Source organism: Thioclava atlantica, from assembly GCF_000737065.1.
In the GTDB taxonomy this organism is placed as follows: Bacteria; Pseudomonadota; Alphaproteobacteria; order Rhodobacterales; family Rhodobacteraceae; genus Thioclava; species Thioclava atlantica.
This window is the reverse complement of record NZ_AQRC01000001.1, coordinates 494,607-513,439: the sequence shown is the minus strand read 5'-3', so window position 1 is coordinate 513,439 and position 18,833 is coordinate 494,607. Positions and strand designations below refer to the sequence as shown.

17 protein-coding genes are annotated in these 18,833 nt (G+C 64.1%); 4 read left to right on the top strand and 13 right to left on the bottom strand.

The window, feature by feature from the left end; all coding sequences use genetic code 11:
- Window positions 1–137: 137 nt before the first annotated feature.
- The 9 genes from DW2_RS02460 to DW2_RS02420 form a co-directional block, all read right to left on the bottom strand.
- Window positions 138–1,256, bottom strand: coding sequence for a c-type cytochrome (locus tag DW2_RS02460; RefSeq protein ID WP_038143232.1), 1,119 nt, complete (start codon window positions 1,254–1,256; stop codon window positions 138–140).
- Entirely contained in the window at window positions 1,237–2,532 is a 1,296-nt protein-coding gene (gene soxC / locus DW2_RS02455) for a sulfite dehydrogenase (RefSeq protein WP_038143229.1), read from the bottom strand. The genes DW2_RS02460 and soxC overlap by 20 nt, the downstream gene beginning before the upstream one ends.
- A gap of 58 nt (window positions 2,533–2,590) precedes the next feature.
- Complete coding sequence (gene soxB, locus DW2_RS02450) at window positions 2,591–4,282, bottom strand: thiosulfohydrolase SoxB (protein ID WP_038143227.1); 1,692 nt, start codon at window positions 4,280–4,282, stop codon at window positions 2,591–2,593.
- A 155-nt stretch (window positions 4,283–4,437) separates the two neighbouring features.
- A complete protein-coding gene (gene soxA, locus DW2_RS02445; RefSeq protein ID WP_038143224.1) occupies window positions 4,438–5,298 on the bottom strand; it encodes a sulfur oxidation c-type cytochrome SoxA in 861 nt (286 codons plus the stop codon).
- A gap of 113 nt (window positions 5,299–5,411) precedes the next feature.
- Complete coding sequence (gene soxZ, locus DW2_RS02440; protein WP_038143222.1) at window positions 5,412–5,738, bottom strand: thiosulfate oxidation carrier complex protein SoxZ; 327 nt, start codon at window positions 5,736–5,738, stop codon at window positions 5,412–5,414.
- 21 nt (window positions 5,739–5,759) lie between these two features.
- Entirely contained in the window at window positions 5,760–6,179 is a 420-nt protein-coding gene (gene soxY / locus DW2_RS02435; RefSeq protein ID WP_038143220.1) for a thiosulfate oxidation carrier protein SoxY, read from the bottom strand.
- A gap of 35 nt (window positions 6,180–6,214) precedes the next feature.
- Window positions 6,215–6,691 carry a sulfur oxidation c-type cytochrome SoxX gene (gene soxX / locus DW2_RS02430; protein ID WP_038143218.1) on the bottom strand — a complete coding sequence of 159 codons (477 nt, stop codon included), beginning with the start codon at window positions 6,689–6,691 and terminating at the stop codon, window positions 6,215–6,217.
- Between the two features lie 224 nt (window positions 6,692–6,915).
- Window positions 6,916–7,479, bottom strand: a complete 564-nt coding sequence (locus DW2_RS02425) for a thioredoxin family protein (protein ID WP_038143210.1) — start codon at window positions 7,477–7,479, stop codon at window positions 6,916–6,918.
- Window positions 7,480–7,495: 16 nt separating this feature from the next.
- A complete protein-coding gene (locus DW2_RS02420; RefSeq protein WP_038143207.1) occupies window positions 7,496–8,236 on the bottom strand; it encodes a cytochrome c biogenesis CcdA family protein in 741 nt (246 codons plus the stop codon).
- 102 nt (window positions 8,237–8,338) lie between these two features.
- Between DW2_RS02420 and DW2_RS02415 the strand changes: the two genes are divergently transcribed.
- The 3 genes from DW2_RS02415 to DW2_RS02405 all read left to right on the top strand — a co-directional run bounded on the left by DW2_RS02415 (window position 8,339) and on the right by DW2_RS02405 (window position 10,404).
- Window positions 8,339–8,806, top strand: coding sequence for a thioredoxin domain-containing protein (locus tag DW2_RS02415; RefSeq protein WP_238321232.1), 468 nt, complete (start codon window positions 8,339–8,341; stop codon window positions 8,804–8,806).
- A gap of 197 nt (window positions 8,807–9,003) precedes the next feature.
- Window positions 9,004–9,303 carry an ArsR/SmtB family transcription factor gene (locus DW2_RS02410; protein ID WP_038143203.1) on the top strand — a complete coding sequence of 100 codons (300 nt, stop codon included), beginning with the start codon at window positions 9,004–9,006 and terminating at the stop codon, window positions 9,301–9,303.
- A gap of 54 nt (window positions 9,304–9,357) precedes the next feature.
- Window positions 9,358–10,404, top strand: coding sequence for a YeeE/YedE family protein (locus tag DW2_RS02405; RefSeq protein WP_038143195.1), 1,047 nt, complete (start codon window positions 9,358–9,360; stop codon window positions 10,402–10,404).
- A 6-nt stretch (window positions 10,405–10,410) separates the two neighbouring features.
- On the opposite strand, the gene DW2_RS02400 is transcribed toward DW2_RS02405, so the two are convergent.
- From DW2_RS02400 to DW2_RS02390, 3 genes are all read right to left on the bottom strand, one after another.
- Window positions 10,411–11,340 carry an HNH endonuclease gene (locus DW2_RS02400; protein ID WP_038143192.1) on the bottom strand — a complete coding sequence of 310 codons (930 nt, stop codon included), beginning with the start codon at window positions 11,338–11,340 and terminating at the stop codon, window positions 10,411–10,413.
- 173 nt (window positions 11,341–11,513) lie between these two features.
- Entirely contained in the window at window positions 11,514–14,771 is a 3,258-nt protein-coding gene (locus tag DW2_RS02395) for an efflux RND transporter permease subunit (protein WP_051855173.1), read from the bottom strand.
- The gene (locus tag DW2_RS02390) at window positions 14,761–15,747 is read right to left on the bottom strand and encodes an efflux RND transporter periplasmic adaptor subunit (protein WP_051855171.1); all 987 of its coding nucleotides are present in this window, start codon (window positions 15,745–15,747) and stop codon (window positions 14,761–14,763) included. The genes DW2_RS02395 and DW2_RS02390 overlap by 11 nt, the downstream gene beginning before the upstream one ends.
- Before the next feature lie 197 nt (window positions 15,748–15,944).
- Between DW2_RS02390 and serS the strand changes: the two genes are divergently transcribed.
- Window positions 15,945–17,234: a serine--tRNA ligase gene (gene serS / locus DW2_RS02385; protein ID WP_038143189.1), complete on the top strand. Its 1,290-nt coding sequence runs from the start codon at window positions 15,945–15,947 to the stop codon at window positions 17,232–17,234.
- Between the two features lie 62 nt (window positions 17,235–17,296).
- On the opposite strand, the gene der is transcribed toward serS, so the two are convergent.
- The gene (gene der, locus DW2_RS02380; protein WP_051855169.1) at window positions 17,297–18,811 is read right to left on the bottom strand and encodes a ribosome biogenesis GTPase Der; all 1,515 of its coding nucleotides are present in this window, start codon (window positions 18,809–18,811) and stop codon (window positions 17,297–17,299) included.
- Window positions 18,812–18,833: the final 22 nt, after the last annotated feature.

Genomic DNA, 18,833 nt, shown 5'->3' with positions numbered 1-18,833 from the left:
GGGTCGTCCATCTTCTCGCGGGTCGGGGAACGGAAAAGGAAGACGCCCGCGGGGAGCGCGGGCGTCATAACTGGCAGGCGGAAGGCCCCTGCCGGTCAGGGTTGACGGGGGCGCGAGCGCCCCCGCCGGGGAGGAAATCAGCCACCTTGGCTTTCGATATAGGCGAGGACCGCCTTGACGTCTTCGGGGTCTTTCAGGCCGGCGAAGGACATCTTGTTCTTCGGAATGTAGCCTTTCGGATCCGCGAGGTACTCTTCGACCGTCTTCTGGGTCCAGACGAGGCCGTTCTCACCATGCTCCTTCATCGACTTCGAGTATTTGAAGCCGTCGACGGTGCCGGCGGTGCGACCGATCAGGCCGTTCAGGACGGGGCCGACGCGGTTCTTCGCGTCTTCGCCGACCTGGTGGCAGGCCTTGCACTTCTTGAAGACCTTCTCGCCGGCAGAGACCAGCTCGGGATCGGAGGACAGGCTTTCCTCGGCTGCGGCCGGGGCGGCCGCGGCCTGCTCCTCGGCGGGAGCCGGGGCTTCCTCGGCCGGAGCTTCGGCGGCCGGGGCGGCTGCCTCCGCGGTCTGGACGTCCGAGGTCGTGGCGGCCGAGGCCTCCTCGTCCGCGTTATCCGAACCCGGCGTCACGTCGAGCACGCTGGCGTGCATCGTGATGTGAACGTCCTTCTTGCAGTCGGTCATGCAGGCCGCTTCCGAGAATTTCGCATATTCGGTCTCGGGCCGGTCATCGACGATGAAGCCATCCGCGTTGGGCATCTTCACGTCGAGGAAGTTTTCCTTGCTCAGGACGAAATCGTCGGCGACGAGGTCGTTCGAGTAGAGGATATAGGCCACGATCGCATAGGTCTCATCGGCCGTGAGCGACTGTGCGTTGCCGAAGGGCATCGAGCGATGCGCATAATCCCAGACCGTCGAGAGGTAGGGGAAATACGAACCGACCGTCTTCACCGGATCTTTCGCGGCGAGGGTGCCCTTGCCACCGGCCAGTTTCGGCCAACGGTCCACGCCTTCGGCGAAGTCGCCGTGGCAGGCCGCGCAGTTGTCGGCGAACAGCTGATCGCCATCCTCGACCGAGCCCGAGCCTTCGGGAAGGTTCTTGCCGTCCGGGAAGACCTCGACCGTCCAGGCCTTGATCTCCTCGGGCAGCGCGGGACGTCCGAGGCCGAGCTTCTCAGCCAGAGCCGGCGTCGCCACGAGCGGGGCTGCGACCAGCGTGGCCAGCAGCAGATTACGACGACACTTCGACATTCTCAGACTCCCCGTTTTCCTTGACCAGCCAGGTCTGGATTCCGTTATTGTGATAGACCGAATTTTCGCCCCGGATCGCGCGCAGCTGAGCCTTGGTCGGCTGCACATAGCCGGTCGAGTCGGTGGCGCGGGACTGCAGGAGCATCTCCGAACCGTCCCAATCGATCTCGAGGTAGAAGCGCGACACGGCCATGTCCTCGCCCGGCTCGGCCAGACGGGCTTCCTGCCAGTTCGCGCCGCCGTCGATCGAGACGTCGACCTTGGTGATCGCGCCGCGGCCCGACCAGGCCATGCCGGTGATGACCAGCGGACCCTTGCCGTGCTTGATCGGCATCTGCGGCGACGGCGAGGTGACGACCGATTTCGCATCCATGACCCAGGTCCACTTGCGCGAGGTACCGTCGGCCAGAGTGTCGGTGTATTTCGAGGTTTCCTCGCGCGACTGCACGGCCTCGTCGGTCACTTCGACGCGGCGCAGCCACTTCACCCACATGTTGCCTTCCCAGCCCGGAACGACCAGGCGCGCGGGGTAGCCGTGCTCCTTGCGCAGCGCCTCGCCATTGGCCTTGATCGCGACGAGAACGTCGTCCATCGCCTTTTCAAGCGGAATCGAGCGGCCGTTCGACGACGCATCGGCGCCTTCGACATAGACCCATTTGCCCTCGGGCTTGACGCCGGCTTCCTCGAGCAGGAGCCGCAGCGGGATGCCCGAATATTGCATGTTGTGGATCATGCCCTGGGTGAACTGGACGCCGTTGAGCTGCGCTCCGGCCCATTCCATGCCCGAGTTCGCGGCGCATTCGAGGAAGTAGGTGCGGTTCACGCGCGGGAAGCGCTCGAGATCCTCATAGGTGAAGACCAGCGGCTGATCGACGAGACCGTTGATCATCAGGCGGTAGTCTTCCTTGGCAAGCTCGATCGCGCCGGAGTGGTGACGCTCGAAGGCGCAGCCGGTCGGGGTGATCGTGCCGTCGAGGGCGTGGATCGGGGTGAAGTTGATCGAGGAGATCGTGTCCGCGGTGAGCCACGGAACGTTGCGACGGATCACGTCATCCTCGAAACGGATCGGCAGACCGTACGGGGTGGCGTCGACGCCGTCGCCCCAGCCCGAAGCCCAGGGCTGAACTTCGGTGATCAACGGATCGGGTTGTTCTTCTGCGCGCGCTGCGCCCGCTCCCGCGGCCATCGCTCCGACCGCGGCACCGGCGCGGAGAAAACCGCGGCGGCTGAGGCCGGCACCGGTGGCCGGGTTGCCCAGGCGTTCCTTGTCGTCCATGTGTTTTCCTCCAGTCTTGAACCCCGCGCGGGGGCAATCATCGGGGGCGTGTACCGGCTCAGGCGCCGGTCACCACCACCGAGTCATTGGGTTTGAGATCGACGGTGCCGATCTTGCGAATATGGCTTTCGATGACGTCCCAGATCTGCGGCCCTTCGGTCCCTTCGTTGACCGAGGCCCAGCCCGTCACGACGTAGTTGCGGGCGGGATCGATTTCCGAGCCGTCCTTGAGCAGCGTCATGTTCGAGATCCGCTCGCCGATCGGCTTCGAGACGTCGATATGGTAGCCCATGCCGCCGATCCGGACCATGTCACCGCCCTGCTGGTAGTAGGGGTCGGTGTTGAAGATGTTGTCGGCGACATCTTCGAGGATGGTCTTGATCAGATCGCCCGTCATCTCGGTGCGATAGTTCTCGCCATAGGTCATCGAGGTGGCATTGAGGATGTCCTCGCGGGTGATCTTGTCGCCCGGCAGGAGGGTCGTGCCCCAACGCACGCCCGGGCTCATCGCGATCTCGGCGTCGCGCTCGGAGAGCATCGCCTCGCAGATCAGGTCATCCCAGGTGCCGTTGAAGTTGCCGCGGCGGTAGAGCAGGCTCGAGGTCTCGCCGACGACTTCTTCCAGCTCGTCCTTGTAGGGCTCGCGGGTCGAGGCGATCAGGTCCGCCATTTCCTTGTCGGGTTCGATCACGTCGGAGAAGATCGGGATCAGCTTGTGGCGGAAGCCCATCATCTTGCCGTCGCGCACGTCGAGATCGACGCGGGAGACGAACTTGCCGTTCGAGCCCGAGGCGATGAGGATGGTGTCGCCGACCAGAACCGGCTCGGGCACCGCGTCATGGGTGTGGCCGGTGAGGATCACGTCGATGCCCTTCACGCGGCTGACCATCTTGCGGTCCACGTCGAAGCCGTTATGCGACAGGCAGACCACGAGGTCGACGCCCTTGGCACGCACTTCGTCGACCAGCGCCTGCATGCGCTCTTCGCGGATGCCGAAGGAGTAGTCGGGGAACATCCAGCCCGGGTTCGCGATCGGCATGTAGGGGAAGGCCTGACCGATCACGGCGATCTGGGCGCCACCGCGCTCGAAGATCTTGTAGGGTTCGTAGGCGGGCTCGTCCCATTCCGCGTCGAAGATGTTCGCGCCGAGGAAGGGGAAGGGAAGGCCGTCGACGATCTCGTTCACGCGGTCCTGGCCATAGGTCCATTCCCAGTGCGAGGTCATCGCCTCGACACCGAGCTTGTTCATGATGTCGACCATGTCCTGGCCCTTGGTCTTCAGCGCGACCATCGAGCCATGCCAGGTGTCGCCACCATCGAGAAGGAGCGCATCGGGACGTTCGGCACGGATCGCGTTGACCACGGTGGCCACACGGTCCATGCCGCCCATCTTGCCGTAGGTCTTCGCGAGATCGACATAGTTGTCGTAGGTCAGCGCGTAGGCCTCGGGCGAGTTGGGCGCGATCTTGAACATCTCGAGGAAGTCCTTGCCGGTCACATGCGGCGGCTTGCCCTTCGCCTCACCGACACCGAGATTGACCTCGGGCTCGCGGAAATAGATCGGCATCGCCTGAGCGTGGATGTCCGTGATGTGGATCAGCGTGACGTTCCCCATCGGCTCGAACTGGAGCAGCTGGTCTTGCGTCAGCGACTGCTGCGCCATCGCGCGCGACCAGCGCGACAGGCCCGATGCGCCGAGGATAGTCGAGGCGGCCAAGCTCGCCTGAAGAAATTCCCGCCGGGAAATCATGCCGTTTCTCTCCTTCTCTTCCCCCCGGTCGAGAACCGCTGGGGGGCCTTCTCATTCAAAAATTGACAAACGAATTACGAAAGATGGCGATATTTGAATATGTTAGGAAAACAGGCGCGGGACAGGGGATTCCCTGCCCCGCGAACCGTGTTGGTTCAGGGACGGACGCCGCCGCCTTCGATATCGAGACCCATGCCGCGCGAGGCGACGTAGAGCTCGAGATCGTGGAATTCCGGCGACCCGACCGCGAAGGTCTCGGCGCGGGTATCACGCACACACCCCTTGAAGCGGTTCTGGATCGAGACCACGCCCGCATTCTTCAGACGATAGGTCGGGAAGGCGTTGATCTGACCCTGGCTGAGATGGTCGGCCCGGATGAAGTTGCCGTAGTTCTCTTCGTGGCAGGAGGCGCAGGACAGCTCGAGCTGGCCATAGCGGGTGTAGTAAATCTCCTTGCCCTTCTCCCAGAACGGAGCGGCCTCGCCGTCGATCTTCACATTGACCGGCATGCCGCGCGACTGAACGGTGATGGCCACGGTCATGTTGTGCATCGGACCGCTGTCCCAGCCCCAGGCTTCGGCGCCCATGCGGTTGGTACGGCAGTCGTTGATGTAGTCTTCCATCGACCACAACTCGCCCTTCGAGTTGACCTTCGGCATCGTGGCGCGAACGCCTTTCATGCCTTCCTCGATCGCGCCGTGGCAATCGGCGCAGGACTTGCCGGCGGTCCCGTCGACCTTGTCCCAGGTTTCCATGCCCTGCTCGGCGAAGATCATGATCGGGTTGTCGAAATCGTCCTGCTCCATCGCGCGCGTCTCGTCGGAGCGGAATAGCCAGCCAGAGTAGACCTCGTCGAGATGTCCCTTGAGGTGTTCTGCGGCAGGGGCCTTCACCGTGATCGGCAGGTCCCCGTTGATGTTGAGTTCATCATTCGCCATCTCGGCATGCAGCGCCATGGCGCTCAGCCCGAAGGCTGCGGTGGCTGCGAGGATGGTGCGGCTGAAGCGCAGCGTCATATTCTGTGTCCTCCCTGGGTGTGCCCTCCGCGCCTGTCGATCTCCCCAGACAGGCGCGGAGTGATTTCGTCTCGAGCACGCTCCCTCACGCGCCCGCAGCTTTGCCCTTTGGCTCAGCCGACAGTGATCTTCTGCGTGTCCTCGTAGACCGACCCGTCATCATCGTACCAGGTGAACTTGAATTCACCGGCTTCCGGGACTTTCGCCTCGAATTCGATGTAGGGGTTGGTCGAGATCGCGGGCTCGAGCGTGACGTCGATCACGCTCTCACCGTTGAACTCGCAGGTGAAGCGATTGATGATCTCGCGCGGGATGACGTTCCCTTCCTTGTCCTTGCGGGTACCCGATTCCATCGGGTGCGAGATCAGGGTCTTGATGGTGATCACGTCACCGGCCGAAGCGGACTTCGGCACTTTCACGCGGGGTCTGACGTTCTTCATGATGTCTCTCCTACTCTCCGATCAGCCGCCGCAGCCGCCGATGGTGACCTTCACGGTCGATTTCGCCTGGACGAAAGTGCCGTCGGGCATCTTCGCAACCGCGATCACGTCCTGGGTCTGCTGAAGACGGATACGGGTCGAAGCCATCTGCGAGCCGGCCAGCGGGCCGAACTTGAAGGTGGCGACCGCAGGGGTCGGGTTTCCGGTCGCGAAGACGGCGATCTCGGCAGCGCCGGGCGCGTCGACGGAAATCGGAACAGTGTTGCCGTTCTCGGCGATTTCGGGGGCGGTGAGCGTCAGGCCGCCCTCGCCCATCGAAGCACCACCGGTGAACTTAGCGATCGCATCGGCCGAGGCGTCGGCCAGCGCGGGCAGCGGAAGCATCGTAGCGGCAACGCCGCCCATAGCCAGCGCCAGCGCATCACGTCTGGTCATGGTCATCTTGTTTCTCTCCTCTCGGGGTTTCTCGTAAAGGATCACTCTTCCTTCAGGGTCATCAGGAAGGCGACCACATCTTCGACCTGTTGCGCAGTCAGGATCGGCGGCAGGTCGGCGGGCGCGGCCTTGCCGGTATACGCATCGCCGGGACGAACGAACGGCCCGGTTTTGTACATCGCCGGCATGACGGTGCCCTCGAAGGTGTGCTTGGCATTGACGACGATGCCGCGCAGCTGGGCTTCATCCCAGCGATCGGCGGCGCCGTTGAGCTCCGGACCGACATTACCCTGGAACGGGGCGTCGAGCGCGCTCACGACGTGACAGGCGACGCAGTTGCCCATCGACTTCGTCGCGGCGACTTCCGCACCTTTCGTGGAATCGCCCGGCTGACCGGTCAGCGATTCGGTCACGGCGCCGGTATCGGTGAACTTGACGTCCATCGGAGCGATCTCGGCGGTGGCGGCGCTCGCGGCGAAAGTAGCGGCCAAGCAGGCCCACGCAACGTGGCGTTTCATTGAAGTCCTCCCAAATTCTCTCCCTGATTCACTTTTAAGCGAGTGCGGCGCGCGGAGGCAATGCATAAATTCAAAAATCCGCATATTTTCCAATATGTTCCGTGGGGAATATCGCGGTGTGCAATTGCATGCCGTTGATTTTTCGCCAAAATTCCAGCGACAAGCATGTAACGGGACGGCGAAGCGGCGCCTCACATCCCGGCACGGGGACGTGAGGCCACGGATCACTCGGCTTGGCGGTCCTTCAGAAACTCGGCGATGTATTTCTGAAAGTTCTCGCCGCTCTCGTAGCCGTGATTCTTCACCCAGGTGAGCAAGGCGAGAGTCGTGACCTTCCCGAAGGCGCCGGGCATGTTGGCAACCGCGACCTTGTTCGCGGGCGCGCCATCGACCTCCTCGGGGAAGAACATCATCGTGGGGGTGAACATCACACCCCATTTCATCGCCATCTCCTTCTCGGGAAGCGCCTCGCCGTCGAAATCCGTCACCTCGACATCGCCGAACAGGTTCATCTGCACGACGTAATAATTGTCGGTGATGAATTTCGCGATCTCCGGGTCCGAGAACACTTCCTCATGCATCTTTTTGCAATAGATGCAGCCGCGCTGCTCCCAGATCACCATGAAGCGCTTGCCCTGCTCGTTGGCGCTCGCAAGGTCGTCGGACATGTCCTTGAAGGTTTCCTGGAACCAGGGCTCCTTGTGCAGACCGTCATCGCCGATCTCGGCGGCGGATGCGGGCAAGGCGAGCATCGCGGCGGCGAAGACGGCTGTCAGAAAATGGCGCATGGTGGCTTTCCTCCCCTTACCCGAGCGATCCCGCACCGGGCATCGTATTGATCAGAAACTCGGCGACGTAGCTCAGCCAGCCCGTGGCGATGAGGATCGCGAAGACGATGAGCATAACACCCATCGCCTTTTCCACATAACCGAGCTTGGCGCGGTGCTTGCTCATCAGTGCGAGGAACGGGCGTGCGAAGAAGGCCGCGACGACGAAAGGTGCGGTCATGCCGATCCCGTAGACTAGCAGCAAAAGACCGCCGCGCGAGATGTCGCCCATCCCCGAGGCCACCATCAGGATCGCCGCGAGCGCGGGCCCCACGCAAGGCGTCCAGCCGAACCCGAAGGCAAGCCCCGTCACATAGGCCCCGAACAGCGTCGACGGATCCGCCTTCGCCTCGATCCGCGCCTCGCGGTAGAGGAAGGGAATGCGCAGGACGCCGAGGAAATGCAGGCCGAAGACGAAGAGGATCGCGGCCGCGACATAGGATAACGGGTCCATCCATTGCCGGAACGCCTGTCCGAGCGCCGTCGCCCCCATTCCCATCAGCACGAAGATCGTGGTCACCCCGAGCGCGAAGGCCACGGCCGAGATCACGAGACGCCGCTGCGCGCCGGGCGCGATCCGCCCGTCGCCACGCAGTTCGGCCATGGAAATCCCTGCCATGTAAGACAGGTAGAATGGCACCATAGGCAACACGCAGGGCGTCAGAAAAGACAGAAGCCCGGCGAGGAACGCCCCGCCATAGGTCGGATCAAGCGGCAAAGTTTTCCTCCCTCAAGAGCGGTCCCTCACGGCCTCCCAACCGTAACTTGCGCGGGACCCCCGAACACATTACGATCTTTATATGTAAAGGGAGGTGCGTCAATGTCCCGCATTGTATCGCGTACGATTTTCGCATTCGTGGCGGCTCTGCCATGCCTGCTCCTTCAGCCCGCCGCGGCTCTGGCCGAGGGCGCGCAGACGGAGAACAACGGCGCGATCAGCACGACGGATGGCACCTCCACCCCTGCCGAGAGCCAGTTCCGCCTCCTCATGGTGGAGCAGACCGGCTGCATCTATTGCCGGATGTGGAACAACGATCTTGCACCGATCTATCCCAAGACGCCCGAGGGCAAGCTGGCCCCGCTCGAACGCGTCGATCTGCACAAGCCGTTCCCCGAGGACGTCACCATCACGAAGGGCAGACCGGTCTTCACGCCGACCTTCATCCTGTTGCGTGACGGGGTCGAGATCGGCCGGCTCGAAGGCTATACGCGCGAAGATTTCTTCTGGGGATTGCTGGGCAAGGCATTGCGCGATGGTGGCGCCGACCTGCCCGATCCGAACGGTTGACCCGCGTCCAATCGGGCGTTTTTTGTCCACAGAGGCTTTGTTTGCCCGAATCGGCATGGTAAAGCCTGAGCAGTTCGATCAATTCGGCTGCGGCATCAAACGCGGCATCAGGAAAGGACAACAGGGTGCGGCAGATGGCACCAGACGGGCATACGAATGATCTCGACGCCTCCCTTGGGAACGGCAGATGCGCCCGCATGGATGCTGACGAGCTGCTCGGTCAGGCGCAGGAAGCCTCCAACCTGATGAAGGCGCTCGCCCATGAAGGGCGACTGATGATCCTTTGCCATCTCAGCTCGGGCGAGAAATCGGTCACCGAACTGGAGAACCTCCTCGAATCGCGCCAGGCGGCGGTGAGCCAGCAGCTCGCCCGGCTGCGTCTCGAGGGGCTGGTCAGCGCGCGCCGCGAGGGCAAGGCGATCTACTATCACCTGTCTGATTCGCGCGCGCGCCGTCTCGTCGAAGTGATTTATGAAATGTTCTGCAGCAGCGACTGACGGCGCTGTCGCATCAGGTCCGGGCGGCATTCTGGCCCGGCAGGGAGGTCGGCGATGGAACAAATTCCGATGGGCGCCTGGGCGGCACTGGTCGGGCTGATCGGCGGGGCGGTTCTCGGCCTGGCCGCGCGGCTTGGCGATTTCTGCACCCTCGGGGCGCTCGAAAGCGCGGCCTATGGCGAGGACCAGCGCCGGCTGCGCCTCTGGGGCGTCGTGCTCGCCGTCGCGATCACCGGCTCCTTCGTGGCCGAGGCGATGGGCTGGGCCGAGATCACGCACAGCTTCTACCACACCGTGAAATGGTCGCCGCTCGCCTCGATCGTGGGCGGGCTGGTCTTCGGCTATGGCATGGCGATGGCGGGCAATTGCGGCTTCGGCGCGCTGGTGCGCTTCGGCGGCGGCGACCTGCGCGCCCTCGTGGTGGTGGTGGTGATGGGGATCTTCGCCTTCGTCACGCTCTCGGGGCCGCTCGCACCACTGCGCGCACTGATCTTCGACCAGCAACCGGCCGACAGCCCGCAAGGCATCGCGCATTGGCTCTCCGCCCGCTCCGGCCTGCCGCCGCTCGTCTTCGCGCTGCCGATCGCCGCGGGCTTCCTCGCCTGGGGGCTCTCCTACAAACCGCTGCGCACCGACAAGCGCCGCGTCGCCTGGGGGATCGCCGCGGGCCTCGCGGTGGTGTGGTGCCTGGTAGGGACCTCCTTCCTCTTCGACGAAAGCTTCGGCGCGACCGGGGTCGAAGCCCCGTCCTTCACCGCCCCGCTCGGCCGCACGATCCTCTATTTCATGACCTCGACAGCAGGCGGCATCACCTTCTCGGTGGGCCTCGTGGGCGGGGTTCTGGGCGGCGCCTTCCTCGGCTCGCTGATCCGTGGCCTGTTCAAATGGGAAGCCTGCGAGGACCCGCGCGAGCTCGGCCGTCAGGTCGGCGGCGCGGCCCTGATGGGCGTCGGGGGCACGATCGCTCTCGGCTGCTCGATCGGCCAGGGGGTGAGCGCGATGTCGGTGCTGGCCTTTTCCGCCCCGGTCACGCTCGCCTCGATCGTGGTCGGCGGGCTGATCGGCCTGCGCCAGCTCATCCACGGCTTCCAGCCCGAATAAGTTGCCTCAGAGCCGGTCCCACAGGGTCGGCTCATCCCCCATCACCTGCCCGAACCGGTTCTCCCGGTGCCAGCGCAGGTTTTCAGGGTGCGGGCGGTTACGCGGGTCTATCGGGTGCAATAATTTCCCATCTGGACGAATGAGCCTATCAACGACATCGGCAGGCACCTTATTGCGTGACACGAGAATGGTCTCGCAATCTTCCGCGATGGAAATAAGACCGCGGTCGAACATCCAGTGCAGCGTGCCCGACAATGCGAGCCCGTTTCGAACCGAGTCACTGCCCTTTTGATCGACTGGCCTTATATGCGCGGCCTGCACTTCGGGGCGCCCGCCGCCATTGCGCAGGCGCAAACCGGAAATGGCACAACGGTAATCATACGCTTCGCGAACCTTCCGCCGGAAGGCGACGTCCCGATAGGGCCTCCGCGTGAGCCTTTCCAGCACCGGACGTTCAAAGGTCATCGGCTCTTCGATCAGTCCGGGATTTGCCGTCTCGTAGCGCATCGCCTCCAGCCGCTCGAGATCCTGTGGCAGACCGAGATCGACAATCCGCGCAAACTCGTCCTCCGGGAGGCGCCGAACCGCCAACTGCACGGCACCACCCCTCTTCGCGCTGCCATCGCTTTCGCTTAACGCCCGTTCGAGCAGGCGCCCGCCTCCCATGCGCGGCACCTCGCTGTCGAAGGGAAGGTACGTGCCGGGAGAGATGAGCGCGAGGAACCTCCCCTCGACGCCCGGTTTGGGAATGACGCTGTCGATCTTGGCGACAGCGAAATATCCCCGTGGCCCGGCTTTGACAGGCTCGTAATAGACGATCCAGTCTCCGACAGCCTCCTGCATCGCACGCAGATAATTTCGCGGGAAGTCATAGACGACATCCGGCTCGTCCTCATAGATCGAGTCTGCCTTGTGCAAGAGAACGAGCTTCACCATGACGCCAGGAAATCGCGTCTCAGGCCAAATGCAATGAATTTGTTTGGGATATCGGCGATTGGTTTTCGCAATCGCACGCCTGGCGCGATCATGGCCACCCGACGGACGGTAAAGAGAAACCGCCCGCGCGAGGTCGTCGCGCGGGCGGTCATCAGGTCAGTTTTCCAGACCGTTCAGGTCTTGAAGATCCGGTAGATCGCCGGGATCACCAGCACCGTCAGCAGGGTCGAGCTGAGCAGGCCGAACAGGAGCGAGATCGCGAGACCCTGGAAGATCGGATCGGCGAGGATGACCACCGCCCCGATCATCGCCGCGATCGCGGTGAGCAGGATCGGCTTGAAGCGGATGGCGCCGGCCTCGATCAGCACCTCGATCTTGTCCTTGCCCTCATGCGCCCCGTGCCGGATGAAGTCCACCAGCAGGATCGAGTTGCGCACGATGATCCCCGCCAGGGCGATGAAACCGATCATCGAAGTGGCCGAGAACGGCGCGTGGAAGATCCAGTGCCCCAGCATGATGCCGAGGAAGGTCAGCGGCACCGGCGTCAGGATCACCAGCGGCAGCCGGAACGAGCCGAACTGCGCCACAACGAGGATGTAGATCCCCAGAAGCGCCACCCCGAAGGCCGCCCCCATGTCGCGGAAGGTGACCCAGGTCACTTCCCATTCGCCGTCCCACAGGAGCGTCACATGGCTCTCGTCCTGCGGCTGGCCATGCAGCGACACGACGGGCTTCTCGCCCTGCGGCCAGTCCATCTTGTTGATGATGTCGTCGACCGCGAGCATCCCGTAGAGCGGCGCCTCGAACTTGCCGGCGAGCTCTGCGGTCACCATCTCCGCCTCGCGCCCGTTATGACGGAAGATCGGATAGGACGCCTTCTCCTTGTTGACGCTCACCACGTCGCCGAGCTCGACGACGCCGCGCGCGCCCGGCAGGACATTGGCCGGGATCGGCGTCGAGAGCGTGCTCTCGTTCATCACCTTGTTGCTCTTCGAGCGCTCCATCACGATCGGGATCGGCGCACGCTCCTTGCCGCGATGGGAATACCCCACCGTGGTCGTGCCGTTGAGCATGCCGAGCGTATCCCAGACATCGCCCTCCTGCACCGAGTAGAATTCGAGATCGTCCGAATTCACCGTCACCCGCAGCTTGTCGGGCTGGATGCCGAAGGAATTGTCTACGTCGACAATATAGGGCACCTCCTTGAAGGCCTCCTCGATCTTGCGGGCCGCGTCGCGCTGCATCTCCGGCGTCGGGCCGTAGATCTCGGCCAGGAGCGTCGAGATCACCGGCGGGCCGGGGGGCGGCTCGACCGTCTTCAGGCTCGCGCCTTCGGGCAGCTTGATCTGCTTGATCTTGTCGCGGATCTCGAGCGCGATCTGGTGGCTCGTGCGGTCGCGCTCGCCCTTCGGCAGAAGCTGGAGCTCGACATCGCCCTGATTGGGCTGCGCGCGCAGGTAGTAGTGGCGCACCAGACCGTTGAAGTTGAAGGGCGCGGCCGTGCCCGCATGGGTCTGCGCCGAGATCACCTCGGGCATCTTGGTCACGATATCCGCGACCTGCTGGGCCACCGCATCCGTCCCCTCGACCGAGGTTCCGGCGGGCATGTCGATCACCACCGAGAGCTCCGACTTGTTGTCGAAGGGCAGCAGCTTCACGGTGACATGCTTGGTGTAGAGAAGCCCGAGCGAGCCGAAGGAAAGAATGGTCACGATGAGCAGGAAGAGCCCCGAGCGCCCCTTCGTCTTCAGGATCGGGCGGGCGACCCGGCTGTAGATCTTGCCGAGCCGGCCGCCGGAATGCTCGCCGCCATAGGCGTCGTCATCCGCATGGTGCCCGGTCATCGGCGCCTTGCCCGCGACCTTCACCATCAGCCAGGGCGTGATGATCACGGCCACGAAGAAGGAGAAGATCATCGCGGCCGAAGCCACCGCCGGGATCGGCGACATGTAGGGGCCCATGAGCCCCGAGACGAAGAGCATCGGCAGAAGCGCCGCCACCACCGTGAGGGTCGCGACGATGGTGGGGTTGCCTACCTCCGCCACGGCCTCGATCGCCTTGGTGATGCGTGACCCCGGGGTCTTCATCGCCCAGTGCCGCGCGATGTTCTCGATCACCACGATCGCGTCGTCGACCAGGATACCGATCGCGAAGATCAGCGCGAAGAGCGACACCCGGTTGAGCGTGTAACCCATGACATAGGCGGCAAAGAGCGTCAGCAGGATCGTCACCGGAATGACCACCGCCACCACGATCGATTCCCGCCAGCCGATCGCGACCAGAACGAGGCCGATGATCGACACGGTCGCAAGGCCGAGGTGGAAGAGCAGCTCGTTCGCCTTCTCGTTCGCCGTCTCGCCATAGTCGCGGGTGACCTTCACCTCGACATCCTCGGGGATGAGCGACCCGTGCAACTCGTGCACGCGGTGCAGGATCTGCTCGGCGACGACGACGGCGTTCGAGCCTGCGCGCTTGGCGATCGCAAGGGTCACGGCGGGCGTGCGCACGACCTTGCCATCCGCGTTGCGCTCGACATTCGAGACGATGTGGTCGGCGGCATCGGGCACATAGGAGACCTTCGCGACATCGGCCACATAGACGGGGCGGTTGTCGCGCGTGGTCAGCAAGAGCCCCGCGATCTGCGCGGGCGCCACCAGCGTCTCGCCGGCTGCGAGGCTGATCTGCTGACCCTCGTGACGGATATTTCCGGTATCGAAGGCGCGGTTGGCCTGGGTCACCTTGTTCGCGAGCTGTTGCAGCGTGACGCCGTAGAGCGCGAGCTTGTCCGGCTCTGGCTCGATGCGGATCTCGTTGCGCGCCTCGCCCACGACATAGGTCAGGCCCACATTCTCGATCTTCGTGACCTCGGTCTGCAATTCGCGCGCGACACGGGTCAGCTCGTCACTGTCGATCTGCGCGCCGTTCTTGCCGGTGAGCGTGAGAGACACGATTGCGACATCGTCGATCCCGCGGCCCACGATCACCGGATCGGGGATACCCTTGGGCATCTTGTCCATGTTCGCGCGCACCTTCTCGTGCACGCGCAGGATCGCGGCATCCGAGGAGGTGCCGACCTTGAAGCGCGCCATCACCAGCGCGTAATCGTCCTGGGTCCGGGAATAGACGTGCTCGACTTCGTTGATGCCCTGCACGATGGTTTCCATCGGCTCGGTCACCAGCTTCATCGCGTCCTGCGCCTTCAGCCCCGGCGCCTGGATATGGATATCCACCATCGGCACCGAGATCTGCGGCTCTTCCTCACGCGGCAGCGAGATCAGCGCGACGAGGCCCACCGCCACGGCGGCGAGGACCATCAGCGGCGTGAGCGCCGAACGGATGAAGGCGCGGGTCAGCCCCCCCGCGATGCCGAGCTTGCCGTGGATCTCGTCATCCTCCGGCGTCTCGGGCCTGTGCTCGGTCTTATTGCTCATTGGGCACCACCACATCGCCGGGGGTCAGCCCCGTGAGAATTTCGACCATGTCCTGTCCGTCGCGGCTGACATGCACGCCGGGAACGACGGTGCGCTCATAGACGCCGCCATCTTCCTTCACGCGGACGAAATCGAGCCCGCTCCGGGTCAGGATATAGCTCGCCGGCACGAGGATCGCCTTGCGCTCGCTCATCGGCAGTTTCACCAGCAGGCGCGCCGCCACGAAGCGCGAATCGAGATCGGGAACCTCGACATCGGCCTGTACCCGGCCGCCTTCGATGAGCGGGTAGATCTTGGCGAGCTTGCCTTCGATCTCCTGGCCCTCAGGGCCGGTGATCATGATCGTGTCGCCGGTCTTGAGCGTGTCGGCATGGCGCTCGGGGACCGAAAGACGCAGGAAGAACCCGCCGCCCCCGATCGAGGCGATCGTCTCGCCGCCCATCACCACGGCATCCTTGGTAACCGGGACCGACACGACCTTGCCGTCGATCGGCGCGGTGACGGTGCCGAAATCCTGCTGCTGCACATAGACCTTGCGCTGCGCCTTCTGCGCCGCGATCTGGCCTTCGTAGACGTTGACCTGGGTCTGGAGCTGATCGACGTTCTGCGTGGTCGAGACGCCGCGTGCCATCAGTTCCTGGCCGCGCTTCAGTTCGGTCTTGGCGTTTTCCAGCTGCGCTTCAAGCGCGGCGATCTGCGCATCGACCGCGCCGATCTGGTACTCGATCGTCTGGTCGACGATCTTGCCGATCTGCTCGCCCGCCTTCACCTCGTCGCCTTCGGTCACGTCCAGCTCGGTGATCGTGCCGGAGATGCGCGCGCGTGCGGCAATGGTGTTCTTCGCCTCGACCTGGCCATAGACCGATTTCCAATCGGTCACGGCCTGCGGCTCGATCGTGATCGCGCCCTCCTGAGCCAGGGCGGCTCCGGGCAGGATCAGCGCGGCGAATGCCAGCGTGAGGAGTTTGAGTCTCATCTCGGGTTCCCTTCCCTCGGGGACGCAATTCCGACCCCGGTTATATTCGTGTTCTTGAATATGTGCGCTTATCGCAAATTTCAACCACAGCGCAAGCAGCCTGACCTTGACCTGTGTCATGGCTGCATCGCCGAGGGGCTTTTCGCTCCCAGCTTCATACGCTAAAGCCGGTCCCGCAACAGTCTTGGAGAGGTGAGATGCACGATATCCGCGCAATCCGCGAAAACCCTGCCGAATTCGACGCGCAACTCGCGCGGCGCGGGCTCTCGCCCCTCTCGCCCGAGATCCTGCGGATCGACGAGGCGCGCCGGGCGGCGATCCATGCGGCCGAGACCGCGAAAGCCGACCAGAACGCGGCCTCCAAGCAGGTGGGCGCGGCGAAAGCCAAGGGAGACGAGGCCGAATTCGAACGTCTTCGCGCGCTGGTGGGCGAGAAGAAGACCGAAGTCGCGCAGATGCAGGCCGAGGCGGCCGAGCTCGACGCCCGGCTGCGCGATCTGCTGATGACGGTCCCGAACCTGCCGCTCGCCGAGGTGCCCGATGGCGCGGACGAGGATGACAATGTCGAGATCCACCGCCGCGGCACCCCGCGGGACTTCTCCTTCACGCCGAAGGAGCATTACGAACTGCCCGCGGTCGGGGCTCAGATGGATTTCGAGACCGCGGCCAAACTCTCGGGGTCGCGCTTCGTCGTGCTCAAGGGCGGTGTCGCACGGGTGCACCGCGCGCTGGCGCAGTTCATGCTCGATCTGCATGTCGACGAACACGGGCTGAGCGAGAATATCACCCCGGTTCTGGTACGCGACGAGGCGATGCTCGGCACCGGCCAGCTGCCGAAATTCGCCGAGGACAGCTATCAGACCACCAATGGCTGGTGGCTGATCCCGACCGCCGAGGTGACGCTCACCAACTATGCGGGCGGCGAGACGATGGACGCTTCGGCCCTGCCGATGCGGATGTGCGCCCATACCAACTGTTTCCGCTCCGAGGCGGGCTCGGCAGGCAAGGACACGGCCGGCATGCTGCGCCAGCACCAGTTCGAGAAGGTCGAGATGGTCACGCTCTGCACGCCCGAGACCGCGCTCGACGAACATGAGCGGATGACCAAATGCGCCGAGGCCGTGCTCGAGAAACTCGGCCTGCCCTATCGTCGCATCGTGCTGTGCACCGGCGACATGGGCTTCGGCGCGCAGAAGACCTACGATCTCGAGGTCTGGCTGCCGGGCCAGGACAGCTACCGCGAGATTTCCTCGGTCTCGACCTGCGGCACCTTCCAGGCGCGGCGGATGAACGGGCGCTACAAGCCCGCCGATGGCGGCAAGCCCGAATTCCTCGCGACGCTCAACGGCTCGGGCCTCGCGGTCGGCCGCTGCCTGATCGCCGTGCTCGAGAACGGCCAGGAAGAGGACGGCTCCGTCACCCTGCCCGAGGTCCTGCATCCCTATCTGGGCGGCAAGACCCGCCTGGTGGACGGCCAGCTCGTCTGACCACTTGCAAGAATGACAAAGGGCCCCGCATCGGGGCCCTTTTCTTTCGAGATCAGAAGGCCTTATTCGCCCTTCTTCGCGTCCCGCGCCTTCTTCGCGCCTTCCTTGCGCGCGGCGTGCTTCTTCGCATCCACATGCTTCTTCAGGCGCGACGGGATCGACTTCTTGCGATCCTTGTAGGGGTTCGTCTTGCCCTGATCGCGCATGTAGAGCCGGATCGGGGTGCCGGGCATGTCGAAGCTCTCGCGCAAACCGTTGACCAGGTAACGCTCGTAGCTCTCGGGGATCTTGTCGGTATGGGTCGATTTGACCACGAAGGCCGGCGGACGGGTCTTCGCCTGCGTGATGTAGCGCAGCTTGATGCGGCGGCCGCCCGGAGCGGGTGGCGGATGCGCCTCGGTCATCGCGATGAGCCAGCGGTTGAGCTTGGCGGTCGGCACACGGCGGTTCCAGACCTCATGCGCCTTGAGGATCGCGGCATGCAGACGGTCCAGCCCCTTTCCGGTCTTGGCGGAAACGGTCACGAGCGGGGCGCCCTTGAGCTGCGGCAGCAGGCGTTCGAACGCCTCGCGCAGCTCCTTCAGTTTCTCGGGCTTGCCCTCCTCGAGATCCCATTTGTTCGCCGCCACGACGACGGCACGGCCCTCGGTCTCTGCGAAATCCGCGATCCGCAGATCCTGCGTCTCGAAGGGGATGTTCACGTCGAGCAGGACGACGACCACCTCGGCGAAGCGCACCGCGCGCAGCCCGTCGGCGACGCTCAGCTTCTCGACCTTGTCGGTGACCTTCGCCTTCTTGCGCATCCCCGCGGTGTCCCAGATCCGCATCGGCGTTCCCATGAACTCCGTCGTGACCGAGATCGCATCGCGCGTGATCCCGGCCTCCGGCCCTGTAAGCAGACGGTCCTCGTTGAGGATCTTGTTGATCAGCGTCGACTTGCCCGCATTCGGGCGCCCGATCACCGCAAGCTGAAGCGGTTTGGCCGCGGTGGGCGGTTGGTAGGCGGGAATGTCGCCTTCCTCGAGCTCGTCCTCGATCGTGACATCGGTCTCGGGCAGCGCGGCGACGTTCTTCGCCTCGAATTCATCGGCCAGCGGCACGAGCGTGGTGTAGAGATCGTCGAGCCCCTCGCCATGTTCCGCGGAAATCCGCAGCGGCTCGCCCAGCCCCAGCGACCACGCTTCCAGCGCGCCGGCATCGCCCGCCGCCCCTTCCGCCTTGTTCGCGGCGAGGATCACATGCGCGTTCTTCTTGCGCAGGATATCGGCGAAGATCTCGTCGGCGGGGGTCACGCCGACCCGTGCGTCGATCAGGAAGAGGCAGATATCGGCCTCTTCCACCGCGCGTTCGGTCAGGCGGCGCATCCGGCCCTGCAGGCTGTCATCCTCGGCCAGTTCCAGGCCGGCCGAGTCGATCACGATGAAGCGCAGATCGCCCAGACGCGCGTCGCCCTCGCGCAAATCGCGCGTGACGCCGGGCATGTTGTCCACAAGCGCGAGGCGCTTGCCGACGAGCCGGTTGAACAGCGTTGACTTGCCGACATTCGGGCGGCCGACAATGGCCAGGGTAAAGCTCATCTTGCCCTCCTTGGGCGGATAG

Excerpts from the sequence above, each read along its gene's own strand:
- soxZ (WP_038143222.1), bottom strand. The coding sequence starts at position 5,738 with ATGAAGAACGTCAGACCCCGCGTGAAAGTGCCGAAGTCCGCTTCGGCC.
- soxX (WP_038143218.1), bottom strand. The coding sequence starts at position 6,691 with ATGAAACGCCACGTTGCGTGGGCCTGCTTGGCCGCTACTTTCGCCGCG.
- soxY (WP_038143220.1), bottom strand. The coding sequence starts at position 6,179 with ATGACCATGACCAGACGTGATGCGCTGGCGCTGGCTATGGGCGGCGTT.
- soxB (WP_038143227.1), bottom strand. The coding sequence starts at position 4,282 with ATGATTTCCCGGCGGGAATTTCTTCAGGCGAGCTTGGCCGCCTCGACT.
- soxA (WP_038143224.1), bottom strand. The coding sequence starts at position 5,298 with ATGACGCTGCGCTTCAGCCGCACCATCCTCGCAGCCACCGCAGCCTTC.
- DW2_RS02415 (WP_238321232.1), top strand. The coding sequence starts at position 8,339 with ATGTCCCGCATTGTATCGCGTACGATTTTCGCATTCGTGGCGGCTCTG.
- DW2_RS02395 (WP_051855173.1), bottom strand. The coding sequence starts at position 14,771 with ATGAGCAATAAGACCGAGCACAGGCCCGAGACGCCGGAGGATGACGAG.
- DW2_RS02410 (WP_038143203.1), top strand. The coding sequence starts at position 9,004 with ATGGATGCTGACGAGCTGCTCGGTCAGGCGCAGGAAGCCTCCAACCTG.
- der (WP_051855169.1), bottom strand. The coding sequence starts at position 18,811 with ATGAGCTTTACCCTGGCCATTGTCGGCCGCCCGAATGTCGGCAAGTCA.
- serS (WP_038143189.1), top strand. The coding sequence starts at position 15,945 with ATGCACGATATCCGCGCAATCCGCGAAAACCCTGCCGAATTCGACGCG.
- soxC (WP_038143229.1), bottom strand. The coding sequence starts at position 2,532 with ATGGACGACAAGGAACGCCTGGGCAACCCGGCCACCGGTGCCGGCCTC.
- DW2_RS02425 (WP_038143210.1), bottom strand. The coding sequence starts at position 7,479 with ATGCGCCATTTTCTGACAGCCGTCTTCGCCGCCGCGATGCTCGCCTTG.
- DW2_RS02400 (WP_038143192.1), bottom strand. The coding sequence starts at position 11,340 with ATGGTGAAGCTCGTTCTCTTGCACAAGGCAGACTCGATCTATGAGGAC.
- DW2_RS02460 (WP_038143232.1), bottom strand. The coding sequence starts at position 1,256 with ATGTCGAAGTGTCGTCGTAATCTGCTGCTGGCCACGCTGGTCGCAGCC.
- DW2_RS02405 (WP_038143195.1), top strand. The coding sequence starts at position 9,358 with ATGGAACAAATTCCGATGGGCGCCTGGGCGGCACTGGTCGGGCTGATC.
- DW2_RS02390 (WP_051855171.1), bottom strand. The coding sequence starts at position 15,747 with ATGAGACTCAAACTCCTCACGCTGGCATTCGCCGCGCTGATCCTGCCC.